The organism is Micromonospora sp. MH33, from assembly GCF_003013775.1.
GTDB classification, from domain to species: Bacteria; Actinomycetota; Actinomycetes; order Mycobacteriales; family Micromonosporaceae; genus Micromonospora; species Micromonospora fulviviridis.
Map to the genome: position 1 here is coordinate 18022 of NZ_MUYZ01000039.1, position 17217 is coordinate 35238.

Genomic DNA, 17217 nt, shown 5'->3' on the forward strand with positions numbered 1-17217 from the left:
TTCTCCGGAGAGGAAGCGGGCATGCTTTCCGCACTCGATCGTCGGCACACCGTCGCGCCGCCGGGCTACAGCCGTTGGCTGATCCCGCCGGCGGCGCTGGCCATCCATCTCTGCATCGGGCAGGTCTACGCGACCAGCGTGTACAAGAACTCCCTGATCGCGCACTTCGACACGGGGCAGACGGCGATCGGGGTGATCTTCAGCATCGCGATCGTGATGCTGGGGTTGTCGGCCGCGGTGGCGGGCACGTGGGTGGAGGCGAACGGGCCGCGGAAGGCCATGTTCGTCTCGGCGTGCTTCTGGGCGGCGGGCTTCCTGGTCGGCGCGCTGGGCATCGCCACGAAGCAGCTGTGGCTGCTGTATCTGGGGTACGGGGTGCTGGGCGGGATCGGGTTGGGGATCGGGTACATCTCCCCCGTCTCCACGTTGATCAAGTGGTTCCCGGACCGGCCGGGGCTGGCGACCGGGTTGGCGATCATGGGCTTCGGTGGTGGGGCGATGGTGGCCTCTCCCCTGTCCCGGCAGCTGTTGTCGTTCTACGACTCCGGGTACGACCCGGCGAACGCGGGGTCGACGGCGTCGGGCAGCGCACTGGTGTGGCTGTTCCTGACGCTGGGCGTCGGCTACTTCGTGATCATGATGTTCGGGGTGTTCAACGTGCGGGTGCCGGCGGCCGACTGGCGGCCGGTGGGCTTCGACCCGGCGCGGGTGGCGGCCAAGCCGCTGGTGACCACGGCGAACGTGTCGGCGGCGAACGCGGTGAAGACCCGCTCGTTCTGGCTGCTGTGGGTGGTGCTGTTCTGCAACGTGACGGCGGGGATCGGGATCCTGGAACAGGCCAGCCCGATGATCCAGGACTTCTTCCGGGACAACGGGACCTCGGCGGTGTCGGTGGCGGCGGCCGGCGGGTTCGTGGGGCTGTTGTCGCTGTTCAACATGGCGGGCCGGTTCGTGTGGTCGTCGACGTCGGACGTGATCGGCCGCAAGCCCATCTACCTGCTGTATCTGGGTGTGGGGATGGTGCTGTACGTGCTGCTGGCCCTGTTCGGGCAGCTGGCGACGGCGCTGTTCGTGCTGCTGGCGTGCGTGATCCTGTCGTTCTACGGCGGTGGGTTCGCCACCGTGCCGGCGTACCTGCGGGACCTGTTCGGCACGTTCGAGGTGGGCGCGATCCACGGCCGGTTGTTGACCGCGTGGTCGGCGGCCGGGGTGGCCGGTCCGCTGATCGTGAACGCGTTCCTGGACGCGCAGGGCAAGCCGGGCACGTTGACGGCGGCGGCGTACCGGCCGGCGTTGTTCACGATGGTCGGGGTGCTGGCGGTCGGTTTCGTGGCGAACCTGTTGATCCGGCCGGTGCCGGAGCGGTTCCACGAGCCGGCGTCGGGCCGGGACGGTGTCGAGGGTGCGCAGCCGGTGGCGGCGGAGAGGAGCGGGTCGTGAACGAGCGGGTCGGTGGCGGGCAGCGGGTCCGCCTGGTGGTGTCGTGGGTGGTGGTGGCGGCGCTGCTGGGGTACGGGGTGGTGCAGACGCTGATCACGGCGGCGAAGCTGTTCACCCACTAGATTCGGCGAGCTCTCCCGGCGACGCGACCCCGGAACCCCGCGAGCGGGTTTGGCGGTACGGCATGCCTGCCCGCCGCCGGTCTGTGAGCCTGACTCCATGGGCGCAGGAGGTCCACGTGACGCCGTCGAGTTGAGAGTGCACGGGGTGTCCGGGGGGACCGCGGAGCGGATGCTCGACCACCCCGTGGTGGTGCGTGTCGCCGGGGACGAGCACGCGGGGTTCTACCGTCCCCGCGCGGGCACCGGCGTCGCCGGCGGCGCCAGCGCCGGAGTCGCCGTTGAGGCGTACCGCTGGGGCGCGCTGACCGCCGGCGCGGCGGTGCGGACGGCGTCCATGCTGCTGCTGTTGCCGTTCATGCTGGCCAACCTGTCGATCTGGCTGCGCCCCAGATCGGCGGACCGGTTCGATCTTCTCGCCGCGCTGTGCCGGGTGCTCGCCGGCACCATCACCGCAGCCTTCGTGCTCTCGATGGTCGGCATCAGTCTGGACCTGGTCGGCTGGCAGTGCGTGCCGTACGAGTGGTGCCGCCAGGACCGCGCGTACCTGTCCTGGCTGAACGCGCTGCCGATGGGTGCGCGGCTGTCCCTGCTGTCGCTCATCCCCCTGCTCGCGTTGCGGGTGGTCTGGGGAATGGGCAGGCGGTCCGCGCGGGCGTTGGAAGGTTTCGGTCAACCGGCGCCCCACCCGCCCACGTCTTACCGCGAGAAGCTCACCACCCCGGGGTTCTGGGACGACGAGCGGACGCCCGCCTGGCTACGCCAGATCCACGTGGTGATCGGCGTCGGCACGCTCGACGCCAGCCTCCTCGGCGGCGTCAGCGGGCCGGAGGGTTCGGCGGCCCGGCTCCTGCTGGTACCGGCCATGGGCCTGCTGGCGTGCTGTGCGGTGCTGCTCTGCCTTCCCGTGCCGACCAGCAGCACGAGGGCCCGTCGCATCGTGCTCCCCCTACTGGCAGCCGCGGCCACCGTGACGCTGCTGAGCCTCGGCTACGCCGTTCGTGCCGGCCACGTCCCACCCGTGGCGGGACAGTTGCCCGGGTACGAGGGAGGTGTCGGGGTCCTGCAGTCGGCGCAGGGCGTTCTGCTGGTGCTGCTCGCCGCCGTCACGGCGGCGCGAGCCCGGACGACCACGGGGAGCAGACCATTCCTGGCCGGGCTCGGCACACCGGTCGTCGCGGCGGCGGCGGTGACAGTCGCTGATGCCTTCGCCAGCACCCTGGTCTTCCGGGTCGCCGATCAACTCGACCGCGGCCATGTCCCGGGCGCGCTGCGAGCGAATCCAGCGGGCGTTGGTCCGCTGGACCCACCAGTGGCCTACTGGTGGGCGGCGCTGGCCGGGCTCGCGGCGCTGATGATCCTCGCCGGAGCCGCCTCCATCACGTATCTGCTCACCGGACGCCGGCGCCGTCGCCTCGCCGAGCGCATCGTCGAGCAGGACTATCCGGACGTACCGCCGCAGGCGGCGCCCCGGCTCATCGCCGTCCGGCAGGCCATCGCCAGATCCCACGTGACCGAGGAACTCGGCCCCATGCTGGTCGCGTTCTTCCTGATCGCTGCGCTGGGGCTGGCCGTCACCACATTCAACGCGATCGGGCTCGGTCCCACCCAGCTCGTGGCCGAACTGACCGCGCGGCCGATGGGAACGACGCTGGTCACGGCCTACATCACCGACGCCGGGGTCTGGATCATCAGCTTGTTGGTGATCGGTTTCGTCATCCTCGCCTACCGCTCCTACCGCTCGACGCAGACCCGTCGCGCGATGGCGGCGCTGTTCGACCTGGCCGACTTCTGGCCACGCATCGTCCATCCGTTCGCGCCGCCCTGTTACGCCGCCCGGGCGGTGCCCGAACTCGCCAAGCGGGTCTCCGGCCTCGTCGCGACAGGCAAGAAGGTGGTCATCTCGGGGCACAGCCACGGCTCCGTCCTGGCCGTGGCCGCGATCCTGCAACTGCCACCGGACGTCCAGCGTCGCGTGGCCCTGCTGACCCACGGATCCCCGCTCGGCCGCATCTACACCCGCCTCTATCCCGCCTACCTCGGCCAGCAGGCACTGTGCGAGATCGGCGAACAGCTCGACTGGCGGTGGCGGAACCTCTGGCGCGACACCGACCCGGTGGGTGGGCCCATCTTCGTGGGGCAGCGCGTGGAACGACCGCCCTGCGGTGTCCCCGAGGCCGAGTCGGTCGACCTCCGGCTCCGCGACCCCCGCGCCGTCACCATCGACCCGACGGACACAGCGCCACCACCGTTGGAGCGGCACTGGCCGTACCACACTCAGCCGGCGTATCAGACAAGCGTCCGGGAACTGACGGAACAGATTCCCTGAGGCCGGTCCGCGCCTGTGGGAGCCGTCCCGGACACCGCTGGTGACACTCCATCGGGCCGGCGTCAGAGGCCGCCGGCGATGCGCAGGACGGCGCCGGTGGTGTACGAGGCGTCGGGGCCGAGGAGGAACGCGATGGCGCCGGCGACCTCGTCGGGTTCGCCGGCGCGGCCCAGCGGGATCCGGCCGGCCGCGGTGTCCGGGCGGTCGGGCGCGCCGGACAGGGCGTGGATGTCGGTGCGGATGATGCCGGGGGCGACGGCGTTGACCCGGATGCCCCGCGGTGCGAGTTCCTTGGCGAGGCCGACGGTGAGGGTGTCGGTGGCGGCCTTGACGGCCGCGTAGTGGATGTACTCGCCGGGGCTGCCGAGGGTGGCGGCGGCCGAGGAGACGTTGACGACGGCGCCACCGCGGGTCATCCGGCGGGCGGCCTGCTGGGCGCAGAGGACGTAGCCGACGAGGTTGACGTCGACGACCTGGCGCAGGTCGTCGACGCGCAGGTCGGCGAAGGGCCCGATCGGGCTGGTGACGCCGGCGTTGTTGACCAGGCCGGTGAGCGGGCCCAGTTCGGCGGCGGCGTCGAAGAGGCGCCGGACCTGGTCGGGCTCGCTGGTGTCGGCGGGGACGGCGACGCCGCGGCGGCCGGCGGCGTGCACGTCGGCGAGGACGGCCTCGGCGGCGGCGTGGTCACTGCGGTAGCCGATGACGACGTCGTGGCCGGCGGCGGCGAGCCGGCGGGCGGTGGCGGCGCCGATGCCGCGCCCTCCACCGGTGACGATGGTGACGGAGCTCAATGTCCTCTCCCCTGCCCTGGTGGTGGGGGTGACGTTACCGTGGGCGGCGCGGGACCCGGGTGGAGAGGACGGTCACACATGACGCGGGCGCTGGTGCTGGGTGGCGGTGGGGTGACCGGGGTGGCCTGGGAGTTGGGGCTGCTGGCCGGGCTGTCCGAGCGGGGGTTGGACCTGACCGCGGCGGAGCTGGTGGTGGGCACCTCGGCGGGTTCGGTGGTGGGCGCGCAGGTGTGCTCGGGCACGCCGGTGGAGGAGCTGTACGCGGCGCAGTTGCGTCCGGCGGGAACCGAGGTGGCGGCCCGGTTGGGGGTGGGAGTCCTGGCGCGCTGGGCGTGGGCGGGCACCCGGGGCCGGGACGCGGTGCGGGCGCGGGCCCGGGTCGGGGCGATGGCCCTGGCGGCGCGTACCCCGTCGGAGCAGTCGCGGCGGGCGGTCATCGCGGCGCGGTTGCCGGTGGCAGGGTGGCCGGCGCGGCGGCTGCTGGTGACGGCGGTGGACGCGGCCTCGGGTGAGTTCGTGGTGTTCGACGCCGGCTCGCAGGTGCCGCTGGTGGACGCGGTGGGGGCCAGTTGCGCGGTGCCGGGGGTCTGGCCGCCAGTCACCATCGGCGGCCGGCGGTACGTCGACGGTGGGGTGCGCTCGGCGGTGAACGCGGACCTGGCGCGGGGCGCGCAGCGGGTGGTGGTGCTGGCGCCGACGCGGGCCGGGTTCGGGCCGATGCCGCGGCTGTCGGCGCAGGTGGCGGGGTTGCGGTCGGCGGGCGCGCGGGTGGCGGTGGTGTCGCCGGACCGGGCGGCGCGGGCGGCGATCGGGCGCAACGTGCTGGATCCGGCGCGGCGGGCCGCGGCGGCGCGGGCCGGGTTCGCGCAGGCGTCCGCGGTGGCCGAGGAGGTGGCGGCCGTCTGGGTTGCCGGGGGTTGATCTCCCGGGTGTCGGTGTCGGCTGGTATCAAGGCAGGCATCAGACACGTGTACGGAAGAGGGCTGTGATGGCGGGCCAGGGTTTGTCCACTGACGAGGTACAGGGCATCCGGGAGGCGTTGGCGGCCGGCCGCAAGCCCAGGGTGGTGTTCACGGCGGCGGCCGGGCAGATGGCGGGCCAGTTCGGGCAGGTGGTGGAGCTGACCGATCCGCAGGTGTCCGAGGAGTTCGTGGTGGTGCGCTTCGGCCGCGACGAGCTGCCCTTCTCCCCCACCGACGTGGCGATCGCCCCGAAGGGGGCCGGGCGGCGGCCGGCGGAGCCGAAGCCGGAGCCCCCGGTCGAGGCGGCGCCGGCGGAGCCGGAGTTCGTGTTGGACACGCCGGCGGTGCCGGCGCCGCGGCGGGAGGAGCCGAGGGTGGAGCAGCAGGCGGAGCCGAAGCCGGCGCGGCGGCCGGTGAAGGCCGTGAAGCCGAAGGGCCCGGCCGGGTTGACGGTGACGCTGGCCTACGCCGAGGGCGAGTGGACGGTGGCGGCGCAGCAGGGCGCCAAGGCCCTCGCCAAGCCGTACGTGGTGAAGCCGGCCGAGGCGCTGCGGATGGTGGCGCTGGTCGACGTTCCCGGGGTGCAGGAGGCGGTGGAGCAGATCCTGGCCGCCGAGCGGGCCGAGGCGGAACAGCAGGCGGAGAAGCTGCGCGCCGAGCTGGCCGAGATCGAGGCCCGGCTGGCGGAGCTGCGCGAGGCCCGCTGACCAGACGCCGCGCGCCCCGGCCGGAAAACGCCTCGGCCGGGGCGCGCGGCGTCTGGTACGGTTCCGCGGCGTCCTCGACGAGACCGGAGGGAGGTGAGTGCCATGGCACGTACGACTGTCATGCGCTCCCACCCGGCCGCGAGGACGCCGGGGTCCTGAACCGGGGAGCGCACCGCTTCCTGGAAGGACCTTCATGACCGATCTGGTCGTTCGCCCGCTCGTCGCGGGCGAGGAACATCTCTTCGACTCCCTGCCCGACCCCGGGCTGGTCGGGCGCGCCGTGCTCGGGGAGACCTACGCCGGCGGCGGCTTCCGCCCGGAGTGGACCTGGGTGGCCCTGCGCGACGGGGTGGTGGTGGCCCGGGCCGCCTGGTGGGCCGGGCCGGACGACCCGGCGCCGCTGGCGCTGGACTGGTTCGACTTCACCGACGCCCAGGCGGCGGTCGAGTTGCTGCGCACGGCGCCGCTGCACGCCGAGTACTCGATCCTGCTGCCCCACGGTTGGCGCGAGGATCCCGCGGTGCGCGCCCAGGCGCAGGCCCGCATCGACGCCGCGACGGCGGCCGGCATGCGGGTGCTGGTCGAGCGGTACCGCTACCGGTGGACGCCCGAGTGCGGGCTGCCGGTCCGGCCGGGGCGGCTGGAGTTCCGGCCCGAGCCGGACGACGCGGTGATCCTGGACGCGCTGTGCCGCATCGGCGAGGGCAGCCTGGACGCCCACTTCCGGGCCGCGGCGGCCGCCCACGGCCCGCTCGCGGCAGCGCGGGAGGACCTGGACCTGCTGCGCTGGATGCCCAGCCCGCGGGACTGGTGGCGGATGGCGTTCACCCCCGGCGGCGAGCCGGTCGGTCTGGTCGTGCCGGCCCGCAACCCGACCCACCACGTCGTGGGGTTCGTCGGCGTGCTGCCCGAACAGCGCGGCCACGGCTACGCCTACGACCTGCTCGTCGAGGGCACCCACCTGCTGGTCGAGGCCGGCGCCGACTCGATCGTGGCCGCCACCGACCAGGGCAACACCCCGATGGCGGCCACCTTCGCCCGGGCCGGCTACCCGGTCGAGTGGGAGAGGATCGACCTGGTCTGAACGCCCCGCGGGGCCGGTGCGACCCCCTCGCACCGGCCCCGCGTCACCCGCCCGCAGGCTCGTCAGTGTTGCGGGATGTTCTGTACCCCGATTCGCTTGCGGAACACCCAGTAGGTCCAGCCCTGGTAGGCCAGCACGATCGGGGTGAACACCACCGCCACCCAGGTCATGATCTTCAGGGTGTAGGGGGTGGAGGCGGCGTTGCTCGCGGTCAGCGTGCCGGCGGCGTCCAGGGTGGACGGCAGCACGTTCGGGAACAGCGCGGCGAACAGGGTCGCCACGGCCAGGGCGATGGCCACGGCGGTGCCGGCGAACGCCCAGCCCTCCCGGCGTACCCGGGCGGCGGCGAGACCGCCGAGCAGGGCGAGGGCGGCGCCGGCGGCGAGCACGACGGCGGCCGCGCTGGAGCGGATGGTCAGCGTCCAGGCCAGGAAGGCCACCGCCACGACGGCGGTGCCGACACCGACCTTGACGGCCAGCGCGCCGGCCCGCTGCCGGATGTCGCCGCTGGTCTTCAGGGCGACGAACACCGCGCCGTGGGTGAGGAACAGGCCCAGGGTGGTCACCCCGCCGAGCAGGGCGTACGGGTTGAGCAGGTCGAGCAGGCCGCCGGCGTACTCGTGGTCGGCCGACAGTGGCACGCCGCGCAGGATGTTGGCGAAGGCGACGCCCCACAGCACCGCCGGCACGGCCGAACCCCAGAAGATGGCCTGGTCCCAGCGGCGCTTCCAGGTCGCCTCGGGGCGCTTGTGCCGGTACTCGAAGGCCACCCCGCGGGCGATCAGGGCGAGCAGGATCAGCAGCAGCGGCAGGTAGAAGCCGGAGAAGAGGGTGGCGTACCACTCGGGGAACGCGGCGAACATGGCGCCGCCGGCGGTGATCAGCCAGACCTCGTTGCCGTCCCAGACCGGGCCGATGGTGTTGATCAGGACGCGGCGTTCCCGGTCGTCGCGGCCCAGCACGGGCAGCAGCATGCCGACGCCGAAGTCGAAGCCTTCGAGGATGAAGTAGCCGGTGAAGAGCACGGCGACGAGGAGAAACCAGACGGTCGTCAGTTCCACGGTGGGCTCCGGTCAGTAGGCGAAGGCGAGCGGGCGCTCGGCGTCGTCGTGGCTGTCGTCGACTGCGGGGTCGGGGGTGAGGTCGGGCACGCCGGCCTTGGCGTAGCGGACCAGCAGCTTGAACTCGATCACCGCGAGGGTGGCGTAGATCAGGGTGAACGCGGTGAACGACGTGAGTACCTCGGTCAGGGAGACGCTGCGGGAGACGCCGTTGCGGGTGAGCATCTCGCCGAAGACGATCCACGGCTGGCGGCCCATCTCGGTGAAGATCCAGCCGAAGGAGTTGGCCAGCAGCGGCAGGGCCGGCATGACCAGGCCGGCGCGCAGCAGCCAGCGGCTCGACGGGGTGCGGCCCTTGCGCTGGGTCCAGAGCACGATCAGGGCGATCGCGGCGGCGGCCAGCCCGAGGCCGATCATGAAGCGGAAGCTCCAGTAGGTGACCGGGATGATCGGGGTGTAGCTGCCGGCGCCGTACTGGGTGGCGTACTGGGCCTGGAGGTCGTTGATGCCCTGCACGGTGCCGTTCGGGTCGCCGGTGCCGAGGAACGACAGCAGGTACGGGATCTTGAGGGCGAAGACCTCGCGGCTGCCGTCGAGGCTGCCGACGGTGAGCACGGAGAACGAGGCGGGGCTCTCGGTGGTGTAGAGGCCCTCGGCGGCGGCCATCTTCATCGGCTGCACGTCGGTCATGATCTTGCCCTGGATGTCGCCGGTGAACAGCACCAGCGCCGCGGAGACCAGCACCACCCAGGAGCCGAACTTCGTGGCGAAGCGGTAGGCGTCGGTGTCGGCGCTGCCCCGGTTGCGGATGACGTGCCACAGCCCGACGGCGACGATCAGCGACCCGGCGACCAGGAACGCGCCGGAGAGGGTGTGCGGGAAGGTGATCAGGGCGACCTTGTTGGTGAGCACGGCGACGAAGTCGGTCAGCTCGGCGCGGCCGGTGTCCGGGTTGATCCGGTAGCCGACCGGGTTCTGCATGAACGAGTTCGCGGCGAGGATGAAGTACGCGGACAGGTTGGTGCCGATCGCCGCCGCCCAGATCGCGGCCAGGTGCAGGCGCTTGGGCAGCCGGTCCCAGCCGAAGATCCACAGTCCGATGAAGGTCGACTCCAGGAAGAACGCGACCAGGGCCTCGATCGCCAGGGGCGCGCCGAAGATGTCGCCGACGAAGCGCGAGTAGTCGCTCCAGTTCATGCCGAACTGGAACTCCTGCACGATGCCGGTGACCACGCCCATCGCGAAGTTGATCAGGAAGAGCTTGCCGTAGAACTTGGTGAGTTTGAGGTACCGCTCGTTGCCGGTGCGGTGCCACATCGTCTGGAGGATGGCCACCAGCACGGACAGGCCGATGGTCAAAGGCACGAAGAGAAAGTGGTAGACGGTGGTGACACCGAACTGCCAGCGGGCGACGTCCAACGCGTCCACCTGAAACCCCCAGCTGTGCATACTACGAGACGTAGTAAATACTACTCGGCGTCGTAGAAGGATGGGCAGGGCCGCAGGGCCCGAAGCGGCCCGGGACCAATGACCCTGATCACCTCTGCCGGTCGGCCCGGGATCGGGTCCCGGGCTCACCCGCGCGCGTGCGACCATCCAGCACTGATGGACACCCCGATCACCCACTGGCGGGCGCCCCTGCTCTGGCGCGCCGCGCAACTGGCCGCCCGCGGCCTCGTCGGCCTGCTCGGCCGGCTCGAGGTCAGCGGCGACGTGCCGGACGACCTGCGCCGCGGGCCGCTGGTCCTGGCCGCCAACCACATCAGCCCCTTCGACCCCGTGGTGCTCGCCGCGGCCTGCCAGGTCCGCGGCGTCCACCCGCGGATCATGGCCACCGGCGGGCTGTTCCGCGCCCCGGTGATCGGGCCGCTGATGCGCCGCGCCGGGCACATCCGCGTCGACCGGGGCACCAGCTCCGTGCACCACTCGCTGGAGATGGCCGCCGGCGCGGTGGCCGGCGGATCGGTGGTGCTGGTCTACCCCGAGGGGCGCATCGGGCTGGACCCCGGCATGTGGCCCGAGCGGGGCAAGACCGGCACCGCCCGGCTCGCCTTCGCCAGCGGCGCCCCCGTCCTCCCGGTCGCCCAGTGGGGCTCCCACGAGGTGCTGCCCTACCGGGCGCCCAAGGGCATGCTGCGCGCCCTGGCCCGGGCGGTGTGGCGCCGGCCGGCCGTCCGGGTGCACTTCGGCGCCCCGGTGCTGCTGCGCGACCTGCACCCGGGCACCCCCGGCGCGGCCCGGCGGGCCACCGAACGGATCATCGACGCGATCACCGACGACCTGGCGCCGCTGCGTCCCGACGAGCCGGACCGGCCCCGCCACGTCGACCCGGGCCGCCCGGTCGACACCAGCCGGTCGCACCGCCGCCGGTCCCGCCACGGGGGCCACCGGACCGACCACGGCTGATGCGCCGATTCGCCGGCGCGCCCGCCCCGGCGGTGAGACCGTGGCGGCAGGAGGCACCCGTGAGCGCACCCACCGTGCTGATCACCGGCACGTCCACCGGCATCGGCCTGGAGACCGCCGTGGGCGCCGCCCGCGCCGGCTGGCGCACCGTGGCCACCCTGCGCGACCTCGCCCGCGCCGACCGGCTGCGCGCCGCCGCCGACGCCGCCGGGGTCGGTCAACTTCTTCGGCGTCCTGCACGTCACCCGGGCCGCGCTGCCGCACCTGCGCGCCACCCGGGGGCGGCTGATCACCGTGACCAGCGTCGGCGGGGTGGTCGGGCAGCCGTTCAACGAGGCGTACTGCGCGGCGAAGTTCGCCGTCGAGGGGTTCATGGAGAGCCTCGCCCCGGTCGCCGCCACCGTCGGGGTCAGCGTCACCGTGGTCGAGCCGGGCGCGGTGGCCAGCGAGTTCGTCGCCAACGTCGGCCGGGCTCGGGGTGACCGCGTTGACCGCGGGCTGGGTGCGCTGAGGCTCAGCCGGCGGCGCCCAGCCGGGCGTCCAGCGCGGCCAGGTCGGGCACGAACCAGATGTGGTCGTGCCGGTTGGACTCGGCCACCAGCGCGCGCAGCGCGCCGCTCTCGGCCAGGTGCCCGGAGATGTCGCCGACGACGACCAGCCGCAGCCGGTAGTTGACGAACTTCTGCATGATCTCCCCGGCGAAGCGGGTGCCCAGGGAGAAGAAGCTCGGGTCGAGCCGGCCGGCGGGCAACGCGACCACCTCGGCGCCGCCGAAGGCCGCGCCGATCAGGTCCAGCGCCGCCTCGGTGGTGGCCACCGGCGGGCCGGCCGGGTCGCAGACCAGCACCGGCACCCCGGCCCGCTGTTCCAGCACGTCAGGCATCGCCGGTCTCCTTCCGGACGAGCAGGTCGTTGTCGCCGGCCAGCACGGCGTCGACCAGGTTCAGCAGGTCGGCGGTGGCGGCGGGGTCGCCCAGGATCACGATCTTCATGCGGTGGCGTTCCTCGTCGTGGACGGTCTGCACGCGCAGGGGGCGCGCGGGGTCGTGGTGGGTGTTGACGCCGGCCAGCACGAGCGTGGCGAGGCGGTCGGCCGCGGCCCGGTCGACGCCGTCGACCTGCACGATGCTCGACACCTCCGCCGCCGGCGCGCCGGCGGCGGGTGCGGGCCGGCCGGTCAGCGCGTCCAGGTCGGCGCGGGCGATCCGGTACTGCTTGCCGATGCGCACCGCGCGCAGCCGGCCGGCGCGGATGTAGCCGCGCACGGTGCGCACGTGTAGCCCGAGCAGGTCCGCCACCTGCTCCACCGAGTACATGTCGTTCCCCATCGCGCCCTATCGTAGCGGCAGCAGGGAACGATAGGGAAGTTGGCTGCGGCGACGTCGGCCGGTCACCCGGACGTCACGCGGGCCCGGCATACTTCCGGCGTGCAGCCCCGTCACGGCTACCTCGACGCCCCCGCGCCGCTGGCCTTCGCCCACCGCGGCGGCGCGGCCGAGGGCGACGAGAACACCGCCGCCGCGTTCGCCCGCGCCGTCGCCCTGGGCTACCGGTACGTGGAGACCGACGTGCACGCCACCGCCGACGGCGTGCCGGTGATCTTCCACGACGCCACCCTGCGCCGGGTCACCGGCGAGCGCGGCCGCATCGCCGACCTGCGCTGGGCCGACCTGGCCTCGGTACGCGTCGGCGGCGCCGCCGTGGTGCCCCGCCTCGACGAGGTCCTCGGCGCCTGGCCCGAGGTCCGGTTCAACGTCGACGTCAAGGCCGACGGGGGCGTCGTGCCCACCGTCGACACGGTCGCCCGGACCGGCGCCGGCGACCGGGTGCTGCTCGCCTCGTTCAGCGACGCCCGGCTGGCCCGGCTGCGCGCCCTGGCCGGGGCGAAGGTCGCCACCAGCCTCGGCATGCGCGGGGTGGCCCGCCTGCGGATGGCCTCCCTGCACGGGCGGCCGCTGCGGCTGCCCCCGTCCGTGGTCGCCGCCCAGGTCCCCGTCCGGTACGGGCGCCTGCCCGTGGTCGACCGGCGGTTCCTCGACTACTGCCACCGGCTCGGGTTGCAGGTGCATGTCTGGACGATCGACGATCCCGCCGAAATGCACGACTTACTTGATCTTGGTGTGGATGGCATCATGACCGATCACGTCGGCGTGCTGCGCGACGTCTACCGCAGCCGCGGCCACTGGGCCGCCTGAACCTCGAGGACCCCGATGGCCGATACGGTCGCCCCCGCCGTCGCCGAGCCCGCCCGCCCGGGCAGTACCCGCCGGGAACGCACCGGCTGGTACTTCTACGACTGGGCGAACTCCGCCTTCCAGACCACGGTGATCACGGTCTTCCTCGGCCCGTTCCTCACCACCGTCACCGAGCTGGCCGCCGGCTGCGAGCTGGGCGCCGACAGCTGCGACGGGGCCGTGCACCCGCTGGGCATCCGGGTGGCGGCCGGCTCCTTCTACCCGTACCTGATCTCGCTGTCGGTGTTCCTCACCGTGTTCGTGCTGCCGGTCGTCGGGGCGATCGCCGACCGGTCGGCGCACAAGAAGCGGCTGCTCGCCGCGGCCGCGTTCACCGGCGCCGGCGCGACCATCGCGTTCGCGTTCGTCACCGGCGACCGCTACCTGCTCGGCGGGGCGCTGTTCCTGGTCGCCAACATCTCCTTCGGCGCCGCCGTGGTGGTCTACAACTCGTTCCTGCCGCAGCTCGGCGGCCCCGACGACCGGGACGCCATCTCCAGCCGCGGCTGGGCCATCGGCTACCTCGGCGGTGGTCTGCTGCTGGCGCTGAACCTTGTCGCGGTCACCATGCTCAGCGAGGAGGGCAACCCGCAGCGCACCCTCGACCTGGCCCGCTGGTCGATCGTCTCGGCCGGCGTCTGGTGGGCGGCGTTCACCCTGCTGCCGCTGCGCTGGCTGCGCGAGCACCCGACCGCCGCGGCCCGGCACGGCGGCGGCAACGTGCTCACCGACGGGTTCCGGCAGCTCGGCCACACCCTGCGGGAGATCAAGGCGTACCCGCTGACGCTGTTCTTCCTGCTCGCCTTCCTGGTCTTCAACGACGGCATCCAGACCGTCATCACCCTGGCCAGCCAGTACGGCACCGAGGAGCTGCGGCTGGAGCAGAGCACCCTGATCGTGACGATCCTGCTGGTGCAGTTCCTCGCCTTCGGCGGCGCGCTCGCCCTCGGCGCCCTGGCCCGGCGCATCGGCGCCTGGAAGACCGTGCTGCTGTCCCTGGTGCTCTGGACCGGGGTGATCATCGCCGCGTTCCGGCTGCCCGCCGAGGCGCCGCTGCCGTTCATGGTGCTCGGCGGGTGCATCGGCCTGGTGCTCGGCGGCAGCCAGGCGCTGAGCCGGTCGCTGTTCAGCCAGCTCATCCCCGCCGGCAAGGAGGGCGAGTACTACGGCTTCTACGAGATCAGCGACAAGGGCACCAGCTGGCTCGGGCCGCTCGCCTTCGGCCTGGTGTTCCAGCTCACCTCCTCGTACCGGGTGGGCCTGGTCTCCCTGCTGATCTTCTTCGTGGTCGGGTTCGCGCTGCTGGCGGCCGTGCCGATCCGCCGGGCCATCGTCGCCGCCGGCAACACCCCGCCCCGGGTGCTGTGAGGCGGGCCCGCGCGGGCCGCGCGCGGGCAAGATCCTTCCGCGTCGATGGGCTAGGCTGCCCCGACGTGACCGACGACGCCGCCCCGACCTGCCTGGCCCGTCCCCTGCCGGGCCCCGGCGACGACCGTGCCGGCGGCTGCGCCGCCGCCCGCGGCGTCGACGGCCGGCCGCTGCACGCCGCCGCGCTGAAGTTCTTCTGGGGGCCGATGGACTGCGGCAAGTCCACGATGGCCCTGCAGATGAACTACAACCACGCCCGGCAGGGCCGGCGCGGCCTGGTCACCACCCGCATCGACCGGTCGCTCGGCCCGCAGGTGACCACCCGCATCGGCCTGGCCCACTCCGCCGTCGAGGTGACCGACGAGCTGGACCTGCGCGACCTGGTGCGCGACGCCTGGGCCGAGGGGGTCCGCGTCGACTACCTGATCTGCGACGAGGCGTCCTTCTACGACCTGGCGCACATCGAGCAGATGGCCGACCTGGTCGACAACTTCGACGTCGACGTGTACGCCTTCGGCCTGGCCACCGACTTCCGCTCCTGCCTGTTCCCGGCCGCGCAGCGGCTGTTCGAACTCGCCGACGAGGTGGCCCGCATCCAGGTCGAGGTGCTCTGCTGGTGCGGCCGGGAGGGGCGGCTCAACGCCCGGGTCGTCGAGGGACGGGTGGTGCGCGAGGGCGAGCAGGTCGTCATCGGCGACACCGTGGACACCGCCGACGTGCGCTACCAGGTGCTGTGCCGGCGCCACTACCGCTCCGGCGACCTCGGCCCGCGCGCCTGACGGGCGCGCGCCTGATACAAACGGCCCGTGCGCACGGACGGCATCACCACGGCACCGGCGGAGGGAACCTCCCCGCGACCCGCACGCCTGCTGCCGCAGGGCGTCGGCGTGATCGCCGACGTGGCGGCGGTGGCCGCGCTGCTGGCCGGCGGCGGCCGGCCCATCGTCCTGGCGGCCAGCGCGGGCGCCGTCCTGACCGGCGGCTACCTCCTGGTACGCCGCCTGGGGCAGCCGGTCGACCGGACCGCGCTGGTGGGCCTGGCCGTCGCGGTCGCCGGAGCGGCGATCTTCGGCTACGCCCTGCGGACCGCACCCGCACCCACGTCGGACGCGGCGGCGCGGGACGGCGGGGCGGCGGCACCCACCACCGCCACGACCAGCGCCGCACCACCGCCCGACGGTGCCACGACCTGGCTGTTCGACCTGCCGCCCGTCGAGGGCGGCCAGGGCTGGCGGCACCGGGCGGCGACCGTCAACGGACAGCGGTACGAGCACAGCCTCGTCGCGTCCACCTGCTCCGCCACGAACGACCCGGCGGAGTCGTTCAACCTCGGCAGGCGCTACACCCGGTTCCACGCCACGGTCGGGGTGGCCGACACCGCCCCGGACGACTACCGCACCCGCTTCACGGTGCTGGTCGACGGCGAGGCGGTCGTCCGCCGGGAATTAGGGCTCGGGGACACCGCCGCGGTGGACGTGCCGCTCACCGGCGGGCTCCGGCTGATGCTGAAGGTCGAGAGCGTCGGCCTCACCTCCTGCGACGACGCCGCGGTGTGGGTCGAGCCGGCCCTGCGGTGACGCCGCCGTGCGGGGCCGGCCCTGCGCGCTGACCGGGGTCAGAACGGGTCCCCGCAGACCCGCCACTTCCCGTCCTCCTGCACGATCGGCAGTTCCCGCTCCTCGCTGCCGCCGCCGTCGCGGGTGAGCCGCACCGTCACCGTGCCGCGCGGCCGGCCGCCCCGGGTCTGCACCGACACGTCGACGATCTCGTAGCCGCTGACCTGCGGCGGGGTGCGCACCCAGCTGCCGAAGCCGACCTGGCTCCACTTCCCGCGCGCCTCCCGGCACAGCTTGTCGTACGCCTGGTCGGTCTCCCCGGCGGCCACCTCGCGGAAGAACGCGTCGGCGGTGTCGCGGACCGGGCCGTTGGCCTGGAGCACCACCTGCACGTTCCAGACGCCGAGCCCGGCCACCCCGACCAGGCAGGTGCCCAGCCCGAGGCCGGCGACCAGCACGCCGCCGCGTACCGGCCGGCGGCGGCGCCGGGCCGGCCGGCTCCCCGCCCGTTCCCTGCCCATCACCACCGACGGTAGAGACCGGCGGGCCGGCCCGCAGGAACTTGTGCCGCTGCGATCCGCCGACTGATCCTGACAGCAGATGGCAGGTACCTTCGGCAGACTGTCGGCATGACAGTGCACGCCGACCTCGCGATGGTCAACCTCGACAGCTCCGACCCGGTCGCCCACGCCGCGTTCTACTCCCGCGCCCTCGGCTGGGAGGTCACCCACAGCCAGGCCGAATACGCCATGATCAGCAAGGACGGGACCTCGATCGGCTTCGGCCTGGTGCCCGGATACGCGCCGCCGGCCTGGCCGGACGAGACCGCCGGCAAGCGCTACCACCTCGACCTCTACGTCGACGACGTGACCGTCGCCGAGAAGGAGCTCGTGGCGGCCGGCGCGACGCGGCCGGAGTTCCAGCCGGGCGGCGAGCGGTGGACCGTGCTGCTCGACCCGATCGGCCAGCCGTTCTGCCTCTGCCCCCGGCCGCAGGGCTGAGCACCGCCGCCGGCCCGCCGGGATTGTCCGGCGGGCCGGCGGGACCGGTCAGCGGAAGTCGGCGACGTGCCGCGCCGCCCAGTCGGCGAAGCCGCGCGGCGCCCGGCCGAGCAGCCGCGCCACGTCGGGGCTGACCCGCTGCTCGGCCGGCGACGGCGT

Annotated in this window: 18 protein-coding genes and 1 pseudogene; 13 read left to right on the forward strand and 6 right to left on the reverse strand. The window is 73.3% G+C overall.

Features of this window, described 5'->3' with window-relative positions; translation table 11 throughout:
- The first annotated feature begins 21 nt into the window (after window positions 1-21).
- From B0E53_RS09355 to B0E53_RS09360, 3 genes are all read left to right on the forward strand, one after another.
- Complete coding sequence (locus tag B0E53_RS09355) at window positions 22-1440, forward strand: OFA family MFS transporter (protein ID WP_107075661.1); 1419 nt, start codon at window positions 22-24, stop codon at window positions 1438-1440.
- Window positions 1437-1562, forward strand: a complete 126-nt coding sequence (locus tag B0E53_RS40085; RefSeq protein WP_281492849.1) for a hypothetical protein — start codon at window positions 1437-1439, stop codon at window positions 1560-1562. Before B0E53_RS09355 ends, B0E53_RS40085 begins: the two co-directional genes overlap by 4 nt.
- A gap of 145 nt (window positions 1563-1707) precedes the next feature.
- Window positions 1708-3888 carry a DUF2974 domain-containing protein gene (locus B0E53_RS09360; protein WP_246835310.1) on the forward strand — a complete coding sequence of 727 codons (2181 nt, stop codon included), beginning with the start codon at window positions 1708-1710 and terminating at the stop codon, window positions 3886-3888.
- Between the two features lie 62 nt (window positions 3889-3950).
- On the opposite strand, the gene B0E53_RS09365 is transcribed toward B0E53_RS09360, so the two are convergent.
- Window positions 3951-4679: an SDR family oxidoreductase gene (locus B0E53_RS09365; RefSeq protein WP_107075663.1), complete on the reverse strand. Its 729-nt coding sequence runs from the start codon at window positions 4677-4679 to the stop codon at window positions 3951-3953.
- A 78-nt stretch (window positions 4680-4757) separates the two neighbouring features.
- On the opposite strand from B0E53_RS09365, the gene B0E53_RS09370 reads away from it, so the two are divergent.
- The 3 genes from B0E53_RS09370 to B0E53_RS09380 all read left to right on the forward strand — a co-directional run bounded on the left by B0E53_RS09370 (window position 4758) and on the right by B0E53_RS09380 (window position 7432).
- Window positions 4758-5600: a patatin-like phospholipase family protein gene (locus tag B0E53_RS09370; protein WP_107075664.1), complete on the forward strand. Its 843-nt coding sequence runs from the start codon at window positions 4758-4760 to the stop codon at window positions 5598-5600.
- A gap of 67 nt (window positions 5601-5667) precedes the next feature.
- The gene (locus tag B0E53_RS09375) at window positions 5668-6348 is read left to right on the forward strand and encodes a hypothetical protein (protein WP_107075665.1); all 681 of its coding nucleotides are present in this window, start codon (window positions 5668-5670) and stop codon (window positions 6346-6348) included.
- Between the two features lie 193 nt (window positions 6349-6541).
- A complete protein-coding gene (locus B0E53_RS09380) occupies window positions 6542-7432 on the forward strand; it encodes a GNAT family N-acetyltransferase (protein ID WP_107075666.1) in 891 nt (296 codons plus the stop codon).
- Window positions 7433-7494: 62 nt separating this feature from the next.
- On the opposite strand, the gene cydB is transcribed toward B0E53_RS09380, so the two are convergent.
- A complete protein-coding gene (gene cydB / locus B0E53_RS09385; protein WP_107075667.1) occupies window positions 7495-8493 on the reverse strand; it encodes a cytochrome d ubiquinol oxidase subunit II in 999 nt (332 codons plus the stop codon).
- Between the two features lie 12 nt (window positions 8494-8505).
- Window positions 8506-9921, reverse strand: a complete 1416-nt coding sequence (locus tag B0E53_RS09390; protein WP_210406008.1) for a cytochrome ubiquinol oxidase subunit I — start codon at window positions 9919-9921, stop codon at window positions 8506-8508.
- Between the two features lie 177 nt (window positions 9922-10098).
- On the opposite strand from B0E53_RS09390, the gene B0E53_RS09395 reads away from it, so the two are divergent.
- Together B0E53_RS09395 and B0E53_RS39205 are read left to right on the forward strand one after the other, a co-directional pair.
- Window positions 10099-10899: a lysophospholipid acyltransferase family protein gene (locus B0E53_RS09395; RefSeq protein WP_107075669.1), complete on the forward strand. Its 801-nt coding sequence runs from the start codon at window positions 10099-10101 to the stop codon at window positions 10897-10899.
- A gap of 59 nt (window positions 10900-10958) precedes the next feature.
- Window positions 10959-11361, forward strand: a pseudogene (locus B0E53_RS39205) (SDR family NAD(P)-dependent oxidoreductase); the annotation flags it as partial.
- 52 nt (window positions 11362-11413) lie between these two features.
- Here the strand turns inward: B0E53_RS39205 and B0E53_RS39210 are convergent.
- Together B0E53_RS39210 and B0E53_RS09410 are read right to left on the reverse strand one after the other, a co-directional pair.
- A complete protein-coding gene (locus B0E53_RS39210; RefSeq protein ID WP_107075670.1) occupies window positions 11414-11782 on the reverse strand; it encodes a DUF4180 domain-containing protein in 369 nt (122 codons plus the stop codon).
- Entirely contained in the window at window positions 11775-12227 is a 453-nt protein-coding gene (locus B0E53_RS09410; protein WP_246835311.1) for a helix-turn-helix domain-containing protein, read from the reverse strand. Before B0E53_RS09410 ends, B0E53_RS39210 begins: the two co-directional genes overlap by 8 nt.
- Window positions 12228-12326: 99 nt before the next feature.
- Here B0E53_RS09410 and B0E53_RS09415 point away from each other — a divergent pair, with 99 nt between their 5' ends.
- The 4 genes from B0E53_RS09415 (at window position 12327) to B0E53_RS09430 (ending at window position 16078) form a co-directional block, all read left to right on the forward strand.
- Window positions 12327-13094, forward strand: a complete 768-nt coding sequence (locus B0E53_RS09415) for a glycerophosphodiester phosphodiesterase family protein (protein WP_107075671.1) — start codon at window positions 12327-12329, stop codon at window positions 13092-13094.
- Window positions 13095-13109: 15 nt separating this feature from the next.
- Window positions 13110-14501, forward strand: a complete 1392-nt coding sequence (locus B0E53_RS09420) for an MFS transporter (protein WP_107075672.1) — start codon at window positions 13110-13112, stop codon at window positions 14499-14501.
- A 104-nt stretch (window positions 14502-14605) separates the two neighbouring features.
- Window positions 14606-15280: a thymidine kinase gene (locus B0E53_RS09425; RefSeq protein ID WP_246835314.1), complete on the forward strand. Its 675-nt coding sequence runs from the start codon at window positions 14606-14608 to the stop codon at window positions 15278-15280.
- 27 nt (window positions 15281-15307) lie between these two features.
- On the forward strand, window positions 15308-16078 hold the full coding sequence (locus tag B0E53_RS09430) for an NPCBM/NEW2 domain-containing protein (protein WP_107075674.1): 771 nt from the start codon (window positions 15308-15310) through the stop codon (window positions 16076-16078).
- Window positions 16079-16116: 38 nt separating this feature from the next.
- On the opposite strand, the gene B0E53_RS09435 is transcribed toward B0E53_RS09430, so the two are convergent.
- On the reverse strand, window positions 16117-16578 hold the full coding sequence (locus tag B0E53_RS09435; RefSeq protein WP_107075675.1) for a hypothetical protein: 462 nt from the start codon (window positions 16576-16578) through the stop codon (window positions 16117-16119).
- A 108-nt stretch (window positions 16579-16686) separates the two neighbouring features.
- On the opposite strand from B0E53_RS09435, the gene B0E53_RS09440 reads away from it, so the two are divergent.
- A complete protein-coding gene (locus B0E53_RS09440) occupies window positions 16687-17058 on the forward strand; it encodes a VOC family protein (RefSeq protein ID WP_107075676.1) in 372 nt (123 codons plus the stop codon).
- The last annotated feature ends 159 nt before the right edge of the window (window positions 17059-17217 follow it).